Source organism: Lyngbya sp. CCY1209 (genome assembly GCF_055795065.1).
In genome coordinates, this window is the sequence record NZ_JAYFER010000391.1 from 1 (window position 1) to 16,078 (window position 16,078).

Here is a 16,078-nt window from a genome sequence, read left to right on the forward strand (position 1 = left end):
GTTCCACCCGTTTCTTCGCTCCCTCCGCTCCCCCTGCTCCCCCTGCTCCCTCCGCTCCCTCCGCTCCCTCCGCTCCCTCCGCTCCCGACTCCCGACTCCCGACTCCCGACTCCCTATTCCCGACTCCCTATTCCCGACTCCCGACTCCCACGCGCCGCGTTATAATCCCTCATTGGGTATATTTTCCAACTCCAACTTGCCATCCTTCGTCAGGGATAAATCCTCCGAGTCGGTTTCCCCCGGCTGCGAAGACGACATTTCAGCTTCCTCGGCGGATTCCGGCTCGGGTTGAGATTCCGGGGTGGGATTATTGGAAGAATCCTGTAATTTTTGGAGTAGCGAACCCGAAGGCGCCGGTTCCGGTGCGGGTTCCTCCTCTATCGATTCCGGCGGAGGTGCGGGAGCCGGTTCCGGTGCAGGTTCCTCTATCGATTCCGGCGGAGGTGCGGGCGCCGGTGCCGGTGCGGGAGCCGGTGCCGGTGCCGGTGCCGGTGCCGGTGTCGGTGCGGGTGTTGTCACGGAACGACAATTTTCGCTATCGAAGCTAAACTCATACTGATAGGCGATCGGACCGCCTTGGGCTTCAAAGGGAAGGTCGTTGATAGCCGCCAGAGCCGCATCATCCAAAATCGGATAACCCGTCCCCCGCAACAACGTCGGTCCGGCAAGAATTTCGCCCCCGGAACCGACCATCACCCCCACCAAGGCCCCACCGCTCAACTGTTCCTGGCAGGCTTCTGCGGGATAGAGGGCGGAAATCGTGCGGGGTTGGCTCATGTCCACGTCCGGATAGTCCCCCCTGAGAGACAGCACCCACTCCACATAGGCGCCGCCCCCCTGCAACATCGCCTGTTGTTGCTCGGAAACTTCCCCCGTCGGTGCCGGTTGTTGCGGGGTTTCCCCGTCGGAGACGCCGAGGGCCTCCTGTCGGCGATCGTTGTCCGCCTGGAGTTTGGCGAGAATCGAACCCCCCGGTTGGGGTTCTGCGGCGGGTTCGGGGGGGGCGAAATTTTCCGAGGCTTCTGCGCCCGGTTCCTGTTGCATCCCGGGGGGTTGGCTGTAGTTGGGGTCATTTTCGGGAAATGGCGCCGAGGAAGGCGGTGGCGGGAGCATGGCGAACTGCTCTTCGAGTTGCTGTTGCTCCTCGGGGGAAAGATGACTGAAGCGGACGTTATCCCGGATGCGCCCGAGTTCGACATCATTTCTGTTTCCGGGGACACCCGGTTGGTCCGGGAGCGGCTCGAAGAACTCGATCGCCGGCGGCGGACTGAAGGTGCGCGGCTGCTGGGGAATGGTTTGGACGGGGGGTAAAAACGTGCTGTTTGATCGCGGTTGGGGGGGCGAAGAAAAGGGCGATACGTTGGGTTCCGGAAACACCGGGGGGAACACCGGAAGTTGTCGAGCGCTGGGGGGAAACTGGGGTAGATTATTGGGAGTCGCTCCCAAGCTCGGGAGGGATGCCGGGGGGGCGAAGGGCGTCAGCGTAAATTGCGGCGGCGGTTCCGGGAAGATCCCGTCAATTTGGTTCGGGGATAATTCCATCAATTCCACGCTCGGCGGCAGTTGAACCGTATTCGGATAGAGGCGAATATTTTCCAGGTTCAGGGCGAAGAGGGCGTGGAGGCCGAGGGAGGCGAGTACGGCAACCGTCATCGGCTGGCGCACGACAGAGGGCAAAAATGAGAGTGCAGAAGTGGAAGCAGTCATTATCAAATCCCAATTGAAACAAAACTTCTGAAGCAGTTGCTGCCGTCCCCGACAGTTATTGTTTTAGCATGGTTCATTCTCATCGTGGCGGGTCATATCAGATCCGGTGATCAGCACCAGACCGACTCTCTAAGTCGGGTGTCGGGTGTCGGGAATGTAGGGGCGCCGCGCCTTGCCCCCCGGGCCTGGGATTTGAGGATGAGAAGTTTTTCTTCCCTCTGTTCTATCTTCTCTTTCCTCCCGACTCCCTTTCTACCATCGCCATGTCTTAACCGCTGGAGTCTGTTGGCATATTTTTGCATCCTGGTAGATCCTACAATGGCGGTATTTCTACATCGGGACTCGCCCACACGATCAGCAGGGAAAAATAGGAGAGCCGCAACTCAGGCCGATCGCCCAATCCCCTGTAAATGACGCGATCGCGGTGGGTGGCCCGCTCCACGACGCAGGCCCTCGACAGCAGGCCCCGGCGCTCCAGGACCTTCCAAACCGTCTCATACACCGAACTGACTTTCATCAACACCACCACCTCCGCTGAGTCCAACGCCGTTTCGATGCGATCGACAGTATAGAGGGCGGGTAAGATTGTCAACCGCTGGTGCTGCACGGTGAGGGGGACCCCCAGTTCCGCCGCCGCGGCCAGGGGGGAGCAGACCCCCGGAATCGCCTCGATTTGGGCTTCGGGATGCAACTGTCTGAGGGTTCCGGCCAGGTAGCCGAAGGTGCTGTAAAAACTGACATCCCCTTCCGAGACGAAGGCGACATCCCGCCCCCGTTTCAGGTGGGGCCAAACCGCCTCGGCGCCCTCTCGCCAAGCCGCCTGCAAGACGTCCTGATTCCGGACGTAGGGAAATGCGATCGGAAGTTGGATCTGTTCGGGACTCAGCCAGGGCGAAATGATGCTTTCGGCGATGCCCGGTTTGCCCCCCATCCCGGCGGGAAAGGCGACCACGGGGGAAGCCTTGAGGCGGTTGAGTCCTTTCAGGGTGATCAGTTCCGGATCGCCAGTACCCACTCCAATGCCGTAGAGGGTGGCGATCGCTTGGGATTCGGACATGGGATCGACAGCTTCAAAACATTTGGCAATCTTAGGGCAGGGAATGGGGAATAGGCAATGGGGGTTCGGCTTCCGGTCGCCTCCGGTCGCCCCTCCGCCCTACTCCCCCTCCGTATTCTCCAACAGTGCCGTGGAATATCCGATTAGAATGGAAATGCGATCGCGCACTTGAGCCAGGCGATCGCGGGCCGTGGCACTCTGGCGGGATGCTTGCAAAAATCGCAGGTCTAACCCCAACAATCGCATCTGCTTGTGGGTTTCGGTGATGTAGGACTGGAGTTGAGATAGCCGGCGGGGATCGTCCGATTCGCGATCGCCGAGTTGGGCAATCCGGGTCTTAAACTGCTCTTGAACTTCCCCAAATGCCCGGTTCGCGGGTTCGAGCTCCGGGCGGTCAGAAGTCAGGGTTCCTTGCAGGGTTTCCAGGGAGCGGCGAAAATTCGCGATCGCGTGGCGGGTCTCTTTTGTTAACATAATGTTAAGAAATTTGTCTATTATTAGCGATCGTAGACAAAAGTCACACCGTCCGGCCGGGACGGTGAACCGAGTTCCGACGCGATCCCCTTGCGATTCTCATGCAATTTTCTGCATTTTCGCAATTCAGAACGTCTGAAATCGCCCCTGGGGGGATAGGGTAGGATAATTCTCAACCGAGACACATCTCCCCGAGTCGCGGGCGACAGACCCGAAGGCCAGTCCGGCGATCGCGGGAGTGGGGTTGTTTTTTAGAGCGGAAATCTAACAAAAGGGAATCGGAATCTCAAAGAGTAGCATCGTCGCCCGGGTCTTCCCGAGCGTTATTCGTCCATATTTGAGGAAGCTGGGGAAAAGGAACTCTCAAGGCTGGGAAGCCGCGGGTCGGGGGGAGATCGGGAGAATCTCAAATCCCGACACCCGACGCCCGACACCCGCATTTCAAAACCCGACCTCGCCGACTCGGACTCCCAATTCCGCGACGGTTTTAATTAAAAGCACAAAAATTCTCACAATCACCTCTGTATCTGTAACTCCATAGGGTCTAATTACCATGAACACCAAAACACTACCCACCTCGACCGCCTACGAATGCGCCATCCCCGACTGGCTGCAACACTGTCTGGACACCTCCAAGAGTCTGCGGGAATCCGATCCCCCCGGATCCTGTCCGGATACCGACCTGATCTGTGAGGCGTTCCGATTTGCCTACGAACTCCACAAAGGGCAGTACCGCAAATCCGGGGAACCCTACATCAACCACCCCATCGCCGTGGCGGGTCTGCTGCGGTTTTTGGGCAGCGACAGCGCGATGGTGGCGGCGGGATTCCTCCACGACATCATCGAAGATACCGACACCACCCCCGAGGAACTCGAAAGCCACTTCGGCCCCGAAGTCCGGCACTTGGTCGAGGGCGTCACCAAACTCTCCAAGTTCAACTTCTCCAACACCACCGAACGCCAAGCCGAAAACTTCCGGCGGATGTTCCTGGCGATGGCCAAAGACATCCGGGTGATCGTGGTGAAACTGGCCGATCGCCTCCACAACATGAGGACCCTGGAATTCCTCCCGGAGGCCAAGCAGCGCAGCATCGCCCTGGAAACCCGGGAAATCTTCGCCCCCCTCGCCAACCGGTTGGGGATCGGCCGTTTCAAGTGGGAATTGGAGGATTTATCCTTCAAGTACCTCGAACCGGAGGCCTACCGAGAAATCCGCACCGCCGTCGCCGATCGCAGAACCATCCGGGAAGAAAGACTCGCGGCATTGGCCGACATTTTACGCGATCGCATGGAACAGGCCGGTATCCGCTGCTACGAAGTGACGGGCCGTCCCAAACACCTGTACGGCATCTACAAAAAGATGCAGGACCGCCACAAGGAATTTCACGAGATCTATGATATCGCCGCCCTGCGGTTGATCGTGGAACACAAAGACGAGTGCTACCGGGCTCTGGCGATCGTCCACGACGCCTTCAGACCGATTCCGGGCCGCTTCAAAGATTATATCGGCCTGCCCAAACCCAACCGCTACCAGTCCCTGCACACGGGAGTCATCGGCAACACCGGGCGCCCCGTCGAAGTGCAAATCCGCACCGTGGAAATGCACCACATCGCCGAATACGGGATCGCCGCCCACTGGAAATATAAAGAAACCGGCGGCTCGGGGTTCGGCAAGTTGAGCAATACGGACGAGAAATTCACCTGGCTGCGGCAGCTTCTCGAATGGCAGAGCGACCTCAAAGATGCCAACGAGTATTTGGAGAGCGTCAAAAATAACCTGTTCGATGAGGATGTCTACGTCTTCACCCCCGACGGTGACGTCATCGCCCTCAGCCACGGGGCGACGCCCGTCGATTTCGCCTACCGCATCCATACGGAAGTCGGCAACCACTGCAAGGGGGCGAAGGTGAACGATCGCATCGTCCCCCTGTATACGGGGTTGAAAAACGGGGATATCGTGGAAATTCTCACCCAGAAGAACAGCCACCCCAGCCTGGACTGGCTGAATTTCGTCAAAACCAGCACGGCAAAAAACCGCATCCGCCAGTGGTACAAGCGATCGCACCGGGATGAAAATATCGCCCGGGGCCGGGCCCTGATTGAAAAGGAAATGGGCCGCAACGGCTTTGAATCCCTGCTCAAATCCGAACCCATGCAGGGCGTCGTCCATCGCTGCAATTATCACAGTGTAGACGACCTACTCGCCGGTTTGGGATACGGGGAAATCACCCTCAACCAGGTGGTGAACCGGCTGCGGGACGCGGTGAAGGCCCACACCCCCATCCGGCAGGTGGAGGGCGATCGCACCACCAACCTGCAAATGCCCGCCTCGATTCCCGCCGCCCCCACGCCGGCCCACCCGTCCCCATTAACCCAATCCCCCATCGCCGGGGTGGAAGGGCTGCTCTACCACATCGCCGGATGCTGCAACCCGATCCCCGGAGAGGCGATCATCGGCACGGTGACGCGCACCCGGGGCATTTCCATCCACCGCCAGGGCTGCCCGAACGTGACCAAGGTCCCCGGCGAGCGGCTGGTCCCCGTCAGTTGGAACCCCACCGACGGCAACCAGGGACGCCCGAAAACCTACCCGGTCAAAATCCAGATCGAGGTACTCGATCGCGTCGGCGTCCTCAACGACATCCTCTCCCGCCTCAAGGACAACAACATCAACGTCTGTAGCGCCCAGGTGAAGACATTCCGCGGCGCCCCCGCCCTGATTGAACTGGGGATCGAAATCTGCGATCGCAGCCAATTCGAGCAAACCTGCGTCCAAATCAAAAACATCAGCGACGTCCTCAACCTGCGCCGCATGAACCGGGGCGACAAGCGCTCTCAGACAATTAACAATTAATAATTAACAATTAACAATTAATAGTTGTTGATGGTTTTTGATTCCCCATTTCCCGAATTCGGGCCTGGGGAATTTTTGCTGGAAGCTCCCCCCCTTCCCCAATTCTCAATTCTCAATTGTTTTTGGTTCCCCATCCCCCAATTATTAATGATTAATTATTAATGGTTAATTGTTATTGACGGACGCCAACGCCGCCTCCCACATCAGGTGGGCGACTTCGGGGCGGGCCAGGTCGTTGTGGGCGCCCTGGGGTCCGCCGCCTTCCCGGATGAACTCGTCGCCGTCGAGGTTGTAGATGACCCCCGGCTCGAAGGGGTAGTGGGCGGTGGCGGGGAGGAGGTTCCCATCGACGGGGGTGAAGTCCGGGCCGCCGCTGGCCCCCAAGGTGCCGAGGGCGGCGTATTTGGGCGGGTTGGCGGTGGAGTAGAAGCTCATCGATCGCCCCACCCACCCGGCGGCGGAAGCGGCGAGGGGATACCATTTGCTCAGGGCGGTGTCCCATTTGGAGCGGGTGATCGCGATCGGGCCGGCGACGAGGCGATCGGCGATCAGGCTATGAAAGTGGCCCGGAGTACCCGGAGCCAGGGGGATGTCGGGACAGTAGGACCAGTGGGAGAGGGCGCCTTGGGCGAGGAGGAGGGAGTTGACGGGGCGGTTGGGGGAGGCGTCGGCGGGGTCGCCGGTAAGGGCGGCGGAGGCGACGATGCATCCGAAGCTGTGGCCCATCAGGTGAAATCGCACCTGATCCCCCCCCACCCGCTGCAGGTTGGCGAGCAAGTTGAAGGCGCCGTTTTCGCCGAACTGGCGGGCGCGATCTTTCATCTTCCAAAAGGAGAGGGTGCGGAGGGGGGCGAGGAGCCCCCCCCAACTGAAGCCACCAAAGCTGAGGGCTTCCCGGCGGGCGGCGATGAACGTTCGCTCCGGGTCGAAGGGATCGCGATCGCCGCTCGGAGTCGCCCCCACCCCCCTGCCGTACAAACCCGATTCGCGATCGAGGACGTGATAAGCCTCCCGCACCGCCCGGGGCAGGGTGTCCGGGGCGATATTGTCGATCGCGGCGTTGAAAATCGTCTCCAGGGCGGCCCGGGCCGTGGGGGTATCCGCGATGCGTCGGGCGTAGCGATCAACCAGATGGGCGACGGGGGGATGGGGGCGCGCGCCGTCGAATCCCACCGACAGGGGCGACGCTTCGAGATCGTAATCCCCCCAGGGCATACTCGGCCAGTGCAAACCCACGGCCAGGGCGTAAAAACCGGGCTGGATTTCCTCGAAGCGGGCGAGATCTTCCCGGCGATCGAGGACGGCCCGAATCCACCTCCGGTACTGCCTCCGGGATGCCGGAATGTCACTGAGCCAGCCGTGGCAGAACAGAAAAACGTCCGTGACGGGTTCCCGGGCGAGAACCTCCGTCACCCGATCGCTCATTTGGCCGTCCGGGTCGTCGGTGCGCTCGTTTCCGTCGGCGTCGAAGGCGATCAGATAATACTGGAAATCGGTGTCGGGTAGCGTTTCAATTGGCATTTCGTGCGATCGGATAGTGTTGGGGTGGAAGGCGGGGGGGGCGGAGGGGTCCGGGGGCGGAGGAGGCAGAGGAAGCTCCAGGAGGCAGAGGAAGAAAAGCCTATCTGCGTTGCTCCCTTCGCTTCCCCACATCCCACACCGGGCGCGAAGCTCTATCACTCAGAGCGACATCAGATTGTTTCAGTCGTTCAATTTCATTCTCAGGGGAATCCAAAATCCAAAATCCAAAATCTAAAATTCCCAAACTCCGTCCGCTTCAAACCCGAATCCGATCGCACCCCCATCCGCCGGATTTTGAGATTGAGCAACAGAAAACATCAATAATAACGGTGAGTTCTGTTTCATTCATGCCCCTGCGAATTCGTCCCCGAGTCTTTTTGAGCGTTACAATTATTTCGCTGATCTGTGCGATCGCCCTCATTCTACCCCCCGCATCCCCCCCCACCGTCGCCTATCCGGCAACTCCCGCCAAAACCTGGCCCTGGGCGGAAGAATCGGTTCACCCCCTGGTGAGGCGGATGCCCGCGATCGCCGAAACGAGTCTCGAATCCTTCGCCGATTATATCGTCGGACGGGAACCCGACCCCTTTTTACAGGTGAAAGCCCTCCACGACTACGTTGCCACCCGCATCGACTACGACTTTTCCGCCTACAAACGCGGCCACTATCCCCCCCAAGACGCCCGTACCGTCTTCGCCACCCGAAAGGCCGTCTGTTCTGGTTTCGCCCGGTTGTTGAAGGCCCTGGGGGAGGCGGCGGGCGTCGATATGGCCTACATTCCCGGAGATTTTCGCAACCCCGCCGGGGACTTGAGCGGGGAGGGACACGCCTGGAACGCAGCCAAAATTGGGGGAAACTGGTATTTGATAGACGTGACGTGGAATAGCGGCTACCTGACCCCATCCCGGTTCATCTCCCGCTACCGCACCGCCTACCTGTTCACCCCGCCGGAGGTGATGGCGATGACCCACTTTCCCCGCGATCGCAAGTGGCAGTTACTTTCGAGCCCCCTCCACCGCCCGGAATTCACCCGCCAACCCCTCCTCGACCCCAATTTCTTCGCTTTGGGATTCGAGCTGATCGCCCCCAAATGGTTGCCCGCCGGAGTCCGAAATTCCGCCGAAATTTGGCTGAAAAACCGCGATCGCCGCTGGGTTCTGGCCGAAGTCGTTCCCCCGGGAGGCTCCCCATCCCGCTGCGCCCCCCCCACCACCCGAGAAACCCCGGAAATCTCCTGCCCCGTCACCCGCCGGGGAACCCACACCGTCCGCCTCTACAGCAGCGATCGCCGGGATGGAGACTATCAATATTTGGGGGCATTTCAGTTTGAGAAATAGGGTGTAGGGTGTAGGGTGTAGGGTGTAGGGTGTAGGGAATAGGGAATAGGGAATAGGCAATAGGCAATAGGCAATAGGGAATGGGGAATAGGGAATGGGGAATATTGTTAATTGTCATCCCATTAATTCTAAACACAATTCCCGGAAGCGATCGCCCCGGTGTTCAAAGCTGCGGTATTGGTCGAAACTCGCGCAGGCGGGGGAGAGTAACACGGCCTTCGCCTTTAACTGACTCGCCAATTCCGCCGCCCGGGGGATGGCATTTTCCAGGGTTTCGACAATTTCGATATTGTGATATTGACTCTCTTTCAACCGTCGCGCAAAGGGTTCCGCCGCCGACCCGATCAGCAGCACCGTCGCGGCTTTTTGGTGGATGGCTTCGATCCAGCGGGTATCGTCGCCCGCCTTCGCCTCCCCTCCGGCGATCAGAATCACGGGGGCTTCCACCGCCGCCAACCCCACCTCGGCGGCGTCGTAGTTGGTGGCTTTGCTGTCGTTGATCCAGCGGATGCCCATCCAGGTGCTGACTTCTTCCAAGCGGTGGGGGACGCCGGGGAAGGTGGCGATACCTTTGGCGATCGCATCTTTATCGATACCGGCGAGTTTGGCGGCGGCGACGGCCATCAGCAGATTTTGGCGGTTGTGGTCCCCCACCATTTTCAAACTATCGACGGGGGCGATCGCTTCGCCGTCGTACATCACCCAGTCTTCCTCAATGTAAACGCCGCGGGTGCGATCGCCCAATAAGTCCCCGTATCCCTTCACGCTCGTCCAACGGGCATCGGGCCAGCGATCGCCCGCCGTCCGCCTCAAATAGGGGTCGTCCCCGTTGAAAATTTGCACTTCGGAGCGATCCATCAAACTCGCCTTGATCTCGTAATAGTTCTCCAACGTGTAGTGGCGGTTGAGGTGGTCGGGGGTGAATGTCGTCCACAGCCCGATTTTGGGAGCGAGTTGGGTTGAGGATTCGATCTGAAAGCTGCTGATTTCCGCGATCACCCAATCCAAAGCCATCGAGGGGTTTTGCTGCCGTTGCAGGGCTAACTCGCAGGCGGCGTTGCCGATGTTGCCGCAGGCGGGGGCCTTCAGTCCGGCGACTTCAAAAATCTGGGCGGTGAGGGCGGTGGTCGTGGTTTTGCCGTTGGTCCCCGTAATTCCCACCCAGGGCACGTCCCGGAGATTTCGCCAAGCCAGTTCCATTTCCCCGACGGTTTCGATGCCTAAACTGCGGGCCGCTTCCAAGACGGGCAGATCCCAGGGGACACCGGGACTCACCACCACCAGATCCGGGGCACTGTGGGGGTCGAAACTCTCCCCCAATTTGACCGCAATTCCTTCGTCGATGAGGGGCTGACATTGCCGTTGCAGGGATTCCGAGGTGTTGCGATCGCTCACCGTCACTTCCCATCCCTGAACCTTCAACAGCCGCGCCGCCGCGTTTCCCGACTTTCCCAATCCGATGATATGAGCCTTGGGCATCGTGTCTTATCTACCACCCCTGGTTGACCGCCATCAATTTTATCGCGTTTGGGCGATCGGGGTGGAGGAAGCGGAGGGGCGGAGGGAGGCAACGGTCAAGCAGAGGAAGCAGAGGAAGCAGGGGAAGCGGGTCAAACATCCGCACCGCTTGGGAATCAATTCCCAAGCTAATAGCAAAAATCATATTCAGATGATTGGGAAATTTGTACAGATCTGACTAGAAATTTGCCTCCCCTGCCCCCCCTGCCTCCTCCGCCCCTCTGCCCCCCTGCCTCCCCTGCCTCCCCTGCCTCCCCTGCCTCCCCTGCCCCCCTGCCTCCCTACCCCCCTGCCTCCCTACCCCTCTACTTCCTATCCGTGGGGGCAACCGTCTCGGGTTGCCCGATTGAGATTTGTCTCGGGTTGCCCGATTGAGATTTGTCTCGGGTTGCCCGATTGAGATTTGTCCCGGGTTGCCCGATTGAGATTTGTCCCGGGTTGTCCGACAAGCAGCGCATATTATAGCAAAAAAAATTAATTTGTCAAATATCTTGACACTTTGTAACAAATTCGTTACATTAGTTTACATAAGTTAACAGCAAGGAGTTGCCCGAGGATGTTCGCACCGATTATCGTTCTGATTCGCTCCGGGATGGGGAAAGCCAAGTTCAATCAAGTTCGCGGTCAGGCGATCGCACTGCACGCCAAAACCATCACCAACTTCTGCAACCGGTTTGGCATCAGTTCCAAGGAACGGCAAAACTTCATCCGGTTGGCGAAAAGCAACGGTAAACGACTCGGTTTGTTGGCGTAACGTTCTCGATCGCAATTCTGTAACCACTTAATTTTTGTAATTTTTTACCTTATAGGAGGTCAAAACATGATTATCTTAGCTGCTCTTTTTGTTGTGGGTTGGGTTGCCGTTTCCGTTATCGGAACGATGGCTTATTTTCGCGGCGAACAGTCCAAGCCTATCCACCTCCGCAACTGGAATTCCGAATCTTTTGAACGGCTTTCCAAATCGGTGACGGGTACGGAAACTGACTACAACCAGCGAGTCCCCGCCTACAGCCTCGACGCTTTCAGCAGCAACGGTCTGTCCGGCTAATTATTTCTTCACTGACTGAACGCTCACTCCTAGTTTCTGTCAACAACGGTTTTTAGACTCTCCTCTGAGCAGCCACGGAAGGCTGCTCTTTTTTTTTGAGGCAATAGGCAATAGGCAATAGGCAATAGGCGATAGGCAATAGGCGATAGGCGATAGGCGATAGGCAATAGGCGATAGGCAATAGGCGATAGGCAATAGGCGATAGGCGATAGGCAAGAGGTAGGGGGTAGTGGGGAATGGGGAATGGGGAATGGGGAATGGGGAATGGGTAATAGTGGAATTGTGAAAAGTCCTCGGCGGTGCGTTCCCACTACTATTCCCGCTATTTGTTGATAATTGTCAATGATCAATTATAGATCCGGTCCCAGAGGTAATCGATCGCGGCTTTGGCGTCTTCGAGGGAGAGCACCTGGCAAGAGCCGTCATCCCTGTAGCGGAGGAGGGGAACCGCTTTGATTTTTTCCTCGTCTTCGCCGTTGCGGACGACTTTGCCGCGGATGTCCGCCAAGTTTTTTAACGGACCGTTGATGTCGAAGTCGATTTGGGTTCCGAAGGTTTCTTCCATCCATTTTTCGATGCGATCGTCGAGTTGTTCCGGCGTCAGGGGTGTGGGACTCGTCAGCAGGTGGTAGTAGACGAGAATGATCTCTTTGCACTCCTCTTCCTCCGCCAAGTCGGTGACGGCGTGGAAGACGCTGCTGTTGTTGGCGAGGTTTTTGAAGAATAGGGTGTCGGTAACGTGCTTTTGAAATTGTATTTTCTTGCTTTTGTAACTGGAATATTGTTTGAATCCGAACCCCCCCAAGGCGATTAAAATCGAGAGAAACGTGACCAAAAGCGGCATGATATCCTGTACCTGTCGCTCGTTGGCTTTCATATCTTCCAGGCCGGGGATGCCGCCGACAAAAAAGAGAATTACGCCGAAAATTAATAGGACTTGGGGCAGGATTCTCAGGATGATGGCGACGGCGGCACCGATCGCGGGGACGATCAGCATCAGCCGATCTTTCCAGGTCATGTAGGTTTTGACGTTGGGAAAGAGTAAATCCAAATCATTTTTGGGGACATTTTTGTAGAAATAAATGTAAGCCTTTCCGGGTTTGAATTTCAGCTCTTCGATCGCCTCCCCCTTTTTCTGGAAATATCTTTCCCCTTTGAAGCGCAGGAGCAACACCACCCGCTCGAAAATTTTGATGGCGACTTGTTCATTTTTGAAGCCCCATTTTTTGACCGTTATAGCCTGAGATTTTTCCCCCCTACAGTAGCAAATTATATTGGCAAATTCGTCAAAGTTTACGTTGGTGTGCAGGTCGATTAAAGATTGTTCTTCCAGGGCTTTATCTAAGGCTTTTTTGGATAACAAAAAGTAATTTGCTGCTGCCAATAGTTCTCCGAAGGTGGCGGTGAGGCGATCGCCCATCGTTCGGCGGTCGTCCGGGGTGAGGTCGCCGATAAAGTGGGTGTCCGAGTCGGGGTTGAAGGGGGCGTAATTTTCCTTTAGGGTTTCCAAAATTTGGTGAAATTTGAAATGGTAGTGGGCGGTCAGAATCGAACAAAATTCGCGGAATTTGGGAATTTCTTCCCGGGGGAGTCGGCCGTCTCGGACGCACAGTTCGATCAGATCGCGGCGTCGGTAGGGGATGAATGCTTCCCGATCTTCGTAGGTAGCCATGTCAATTTGTTCTTTCCAATTCATGTCAAGGGCCGTCGGACGTATTTTAAGGCTCGGCTCTGAAAAATCATCAAAACTTAATCATTTTTTATAATCATGAAATCGCGAACCGCTGGACAGATATGGTAAATTTCACTATAATTAAAAAAACGCCAGCATAGGGGGGATTCGTCCCATGACAACTGCCAAGGAAACCGACCGACTGCGGGAAAACCGGGAACTGTCCCCGACCCCCGCCGACGAGAGCTTGCTGACCGATCTCTACCAACTGACGATGGCGGCCTGTTATGTGGGGGAGGGGGTTGATCGCAAACCGGCTTGTTTCGAGCTGTTCGCCCGGAAATTGCCGGGAAACTTCGGCTACGCGATCGCGATGGGGCTGACCCAGGCGTTAGAATATTTGGAAAATCTCCGGTTTGATCCCTCCCAAATCGAGGCGCTGAAAAATTTGGGAATTTTCAAACAGGCCCCCGAGCGGTTTTGGTCGGTGCTGGCGGAGGCCCGCTTCGAGGGGGACGTGTGGGCGGTGCCGGAGGGGACGGCGGTCTTCCCCAACGAACCGCTGCTGCGGGTGGAGGCGCCCCTGTGGCAGGCCCAGATCGTGGAAACCTACCTCCTCAATACGATCAACTACCAGACCCTGATCGCCACCCGGGCGGCGCGGATGCGGGATATGGCCGGGCCGGAGGTGAAGTTGCTGGAATTCGGCACCCGGCGGGCTTTCAGCCCCCAGGCGGCGCTGTGGGCGGCGCGGGCGGCGTTGGCGGCGGGGTTCGATGCCACCTCCAACGTGCTGGGGGCGTTGAAATTGGGCCGGGAACCGTCCGGGACGATGGCCCACGCCCTGATCATGGCGATCGCGGCCATCGACGAAGACGAGGACGCAGCCTTTGAGGCCTTCGGGCGCTACTTCCCCGGGGCGCCTTTGTTGATCGACACCTACGACACGGTGGCGGCGGCGAAACGGTTGGCGGAGAAAGTCAAGGCGGGGCAGATGGAAATCAAAGGGGTGCGACTGGATTCGGGGGATCTGGCGGAACTCTCCAAACAGGTGCGATCGCTCCTGCCCCCGCAGGTGGCGATCCTGGCCAGCGGGGACATCGACGAAGCCGAAATCGCCCGTTTGAAGGCTGCAAACGCCCCCATCGACGGGTACGGTGTCGGCACCAAACTGGTGAGCGGCACTCCGTTCAACGGGGTTTACAAGCTGGTGGAAATTGACGGCATCCCGGTGATGAAGAAGTCGAGCAGCAAACTCACCTATCCGGGCCGAAAACAAGTTTATCGCATTTTGGAGGACGGGAAAATGAAATGCGATCGCCTGCAGTTGATGGACGAAGGTGACAAGAACGGGGGCGAATCGGTGTCCCTGTTGCAGTTGGTCATGAAAAGCGGACGGCGGGTGAAGGACCCCGAGACGCTGGCGGAAATCGCCGATCGCACCGCGGCCTCCGTTGCCAGTCTCCCCCCGCACTCTCGCCGTCCGGAGGATCCCGAGTTGCCGGGATTCGAGACGTCCGAAGCGTTGGAAACCTTGAGAAAGCAGGTGAGTCAACGGTATTGAAGGGTGTACTCAGGGCAACGGGTGTGGGGTGTGGGGGCGCAAGGCACGGTGCTCTCATTTGAGATTTGAGATTCCCCAATGGGGAAGGAGTGGGAACAGAGAAAAGAGAAACTCGTTCCCCATTTCTCACTCCTCACCCTCAAAAGGTGAGGCTTTTGACCCGATTTTTTGGTAAAATTCTAATATTCGGTAAATCTCTTCACTGATACGATGAAATCTTCTCCAGTCTTATCCGGTTTGATGGGAGTCTGCGTGGGCGATGCCCTCGGCGTTCCCGTCGAATTCCACTCCCGCAGCCAGTGCCGCCTCCACCCCGTCAAGGGGATGAGCGGCTACGGCACCTACAACCAACCGCCGGGAACCTGGTCCGACGACAGTTCCCTCACCTTCTGTCTGGCCCATAGCCTCTGCGACGGGTACGATTTGAATGCGATCGCCCGCTCCTTTTGTGAGTGGCGGTACGAGGCGGCTTGGGCGCCCTATGGCGAAGTTTTCGACATCGGCGGCACGACTCGGATGGCCATCCACCGTTTGAAACGGGGGGTGCCGCCGGTGGAGGCGGGGGGGACCGACGATAACAGCAACGGCAACGGTTCCCTGATGCGGATTTTGCCCCTGGTTTACTATTACCGAACGCTGCCATTTTCGGAACTGATCGGGCGGGTCCACGACTGTTCCTGCCTCACCCACGGCCACCCGCGATCGCAGATGGCCTGTGGCATTTACATCAGCATTGCCATCGGTTTGTTGCGGGGACTCGACCCGAAAACGGCCTACATCCAGGGTGTGGAAGCGGTCAAACCGATTTACAGCAAACCGCCGTTTGAGGCGGAGTTGAAGACCTTCGAGCGGGTGTTCGGGGGGCAGATCGAGACCCTGCCGGAAAAGGCGATCGCTTCGAGTGGTTACGTCCTCCATACGTTGGAGGCGTCGCTGTGGTGCCTGCTGACGACGGATTCCTACGCCGAAGCGGTGTTGAAAGCGGTCAATTTGGGGGGCGATACGGACACCACCGGGGCGGTGACGGGGGGACTGGCGGGGATCTATTATGGATTCGAGGCGATTCCGTCCGAATGGGTGGAAGCGATCGCCCGCCGTTCGGTGATCGTGGCTTTGGCAGAGCGCCTGGAAGCGGCGTTAGAATTGAGCTGAATGGAGCCTCGGAAGTCGGGCCAAGAGCGGAATTGCGATCGAAAGCGTATCATATTAACAGATGGACATTTGTACCGGGAGCGATCGACCCCCATACCCTGTGGGCGAGGTAAAGTCAGTCAGGCTCAGCCTGCATTTACTGTTTGACCCCAGAATCCCCGTCGCTGTCTTCGC

The 16,078-nt window shown here is 58.0% G+C and carries 13 protein-coding genes; 7 read left to right on the forward strand and 6 right to left on the reverse strand.

Annotated features, from left to right (window positions below; all coding sequences use genetic code 11):
- Nucleotides 1-159 precede the first annotated feature (159 nt).
- The 3 genes from AC0QHF_RS11355 to patD all read right to left on the reverse strand — a co-directional run bounded on the left by AC0QHF_RS11355 (nt 160) and on the right by patD (nt 3,238).
- Nucleotides 160-1,707 (reverse strand): energy transducer TonB, encoded by a 1,548-nt coding sequence (locus AC0QHF_RS11355; RefSeq protein WP_324704322.1) that lies wholly within the window; start codon nt 1,705-1,707, stop codon nt 160-162.
- Nucleotides 1,708-2,020: 313 nt separating this feature from the next.
- On the reverse strand, nt 2,021-2,764 hold the full coding sequence (locus tag AC0QHF_RS11360; RefSeq protein ID WP_324704323.1) for a precorrin-2 C(20)-methyltransferase: 744 nt from the start codon (nt 2,762-2,764) through the stop codon (nt 2,021-2,023).
- Nucleotides 2,765-2,863: 99 nt separating this feature from the next.
- The gene (gene patD, locus AC0QHF_RS11365; protein ID WP_324704324.1) at nt 2,864-3,238 is read right to left on the reverse strand and encodes a heterocyst frequency control protein PatD; all 375 of its coding nucleotides are present in this window, start codon (nt 3,236-3,238) and stop codon (nt 2,864-2,866) included.
- Between the two features lie 553 nt (nt 3,239-3,791).
- On the opposite strand from patD, the gene AC0QHF_RS11370 reads away from it, so the two are divergent.
- A complete protein-coding gene (locus tag AC0QHF_RS11370) occupies nt 3,792-6,092 on the forward strand; it encodes a RelA/SpoT family protein (RefSeq protein ID WP_324704325.1) in 2,301 nt (766 codons plus the stop codon).
- A 165-nt stretch (nt 6,093-6,257) separates the two neighbouring features.
- On the opposite strand, the gene AC0QHF_RS11375 is transcribed toward AC0QHF_RS11370, so the two are convergent.
- Entirely contained in the window at nt 6,258-7,613 is a 1,356-nt protein-coding gene (locus AC0QHF_RS11375; protein WP_324704326.1) for a hypothetical protein, read from the reverse strand.
- Nucleotides 7,614-7,942: 329 nt separating this feature from the next.
- Between AC0QHF_RS11375 and AC0QHF_RS11380 the strand changes: the two genes are divergently transcribed.
- The gene (locus AC0QHF_RS11380) at nt 7,943-8,950 is read left to right on the forward strand and encodes a transglutaminase domain-containing protein (protein WP_324704327.1); all 1,008 of its coding nucleotides are present in this window, start codon (nt 7,943-7,945) and stop codon (nt 8,948-8,950) included.
- Nucleotides 8,951-9,064: 114 nt separating this feature from the next.
- On the opposite strand, the gene murD is transcribed toward AC0QHF_RS11380, so the two are convergent.
- Entirely contained in the window at nt 9,065-10,429 is a 1,365-nt protein-coding gene (gene murD / locus AC0QHF_RS11385; RefSeq protein ID WP_324704328.1) for a UDP-N-acetylmuramoyl-L-alanine--D-glutamate ligase, read from the reverse strand.
- A gap of 1 nt (nt 10,430) precedes the next feature.
- Here murD and AC0QHF_RS11390 point away from each other — a divergent pair, with 1 nt between their 5' ends.
- The 3 genes from AC0QHF_RS11390 (at nt 10,431) to AC0QHF_RS11400 (ending at nt 11,516) form a co-directional block, all read left to right on the forward strand.
- Nucleotides 10,431-10,646, forward strand: a complete 216-nt coding sequence (locus tag AC0QHF_RS11390; RefSeq protein ID WP_324704329.1) for a hypothetical protein — start codon at nt 10,431-10,433, stop codon at nt 10,644-10,646.
- A gap of 378 nt (nt 10,647-11,024) precedes the next feature.
- A complete protein-coding gene (pgr5, locus tag AC0QHF_RS11395) occupies nt 11,025-11,222 on the forward strand; it encodes a cyclic electron transport protein PGR5 (RefSeq protein WP_324704330.1) in 198 nt (65 codons plus the stop codon).
- Nucleotides 11,223-11,288: 66 nt separating this feature from the next.
- Nucleotides 11,289-11,516, forward strand: coding sequence for a photosystem II protein, Psb35-related (locus tag AC0QHF_RS11400; RefSeq protein ID WP_324704331.1), 228 nt, complete (start codon nt 11,289-11,291; stop codon nt 11,514-11,516).
- 346 nt (nt 11,517-11,862) lie between these two features.
- Here the strand turns inward: AC0QHF_RS11400 and AC0QHF_RS11405 are convergent, their stop codons facing one another.
- Complete coding sequence (locus tag AC0QHF_RS11405; protein ID WP_324704332.1) at nt 11,863-13,212, reverse strand: TMEM143 family protein; 1,350 nt, start codon at nt 13,210-13,212, stop codon at nt 11,863-11,865.
- A 151-nt stretch (nt 13,213-13,363) separates the two neighbouring features.
- On the opposite strand from AC0QHF_RS11405, the gene AC0QHF_RS11410 reads away from it, so the two are divergent.
- Both AC0QHF_RS11410 and AC0QHF_RS11415 read left to right on the forward strand, forming a co-directional pair.
- Complete coding sequence (locus AC0QHF_RS11410) at nt 13,364-14,752, forward strand: nicotinate phosphoribosyltransferase (protein ID WP_324704333.1); 1,389 nt, start codon at nt 13,364-13,366, stop codon at nt 14,750-14,752.
- A gap of 210 nt (nt 14,753-14,962) precedes the next feature.
- Nucleotides 14,963-15,904, forward strand: coding sequence for an ADP-ribosylglycohydrolase family protein (locus tag AC0QHF_RS11415; RefSeq protein WP_324704334.1), 942 nt, complete (start codon nt 14,963-14,965; stop codon nt 15,902-15,904).
- The last annotated feature ends 174 nt before the right edge of the window (nt 15,905-16,078 follow it).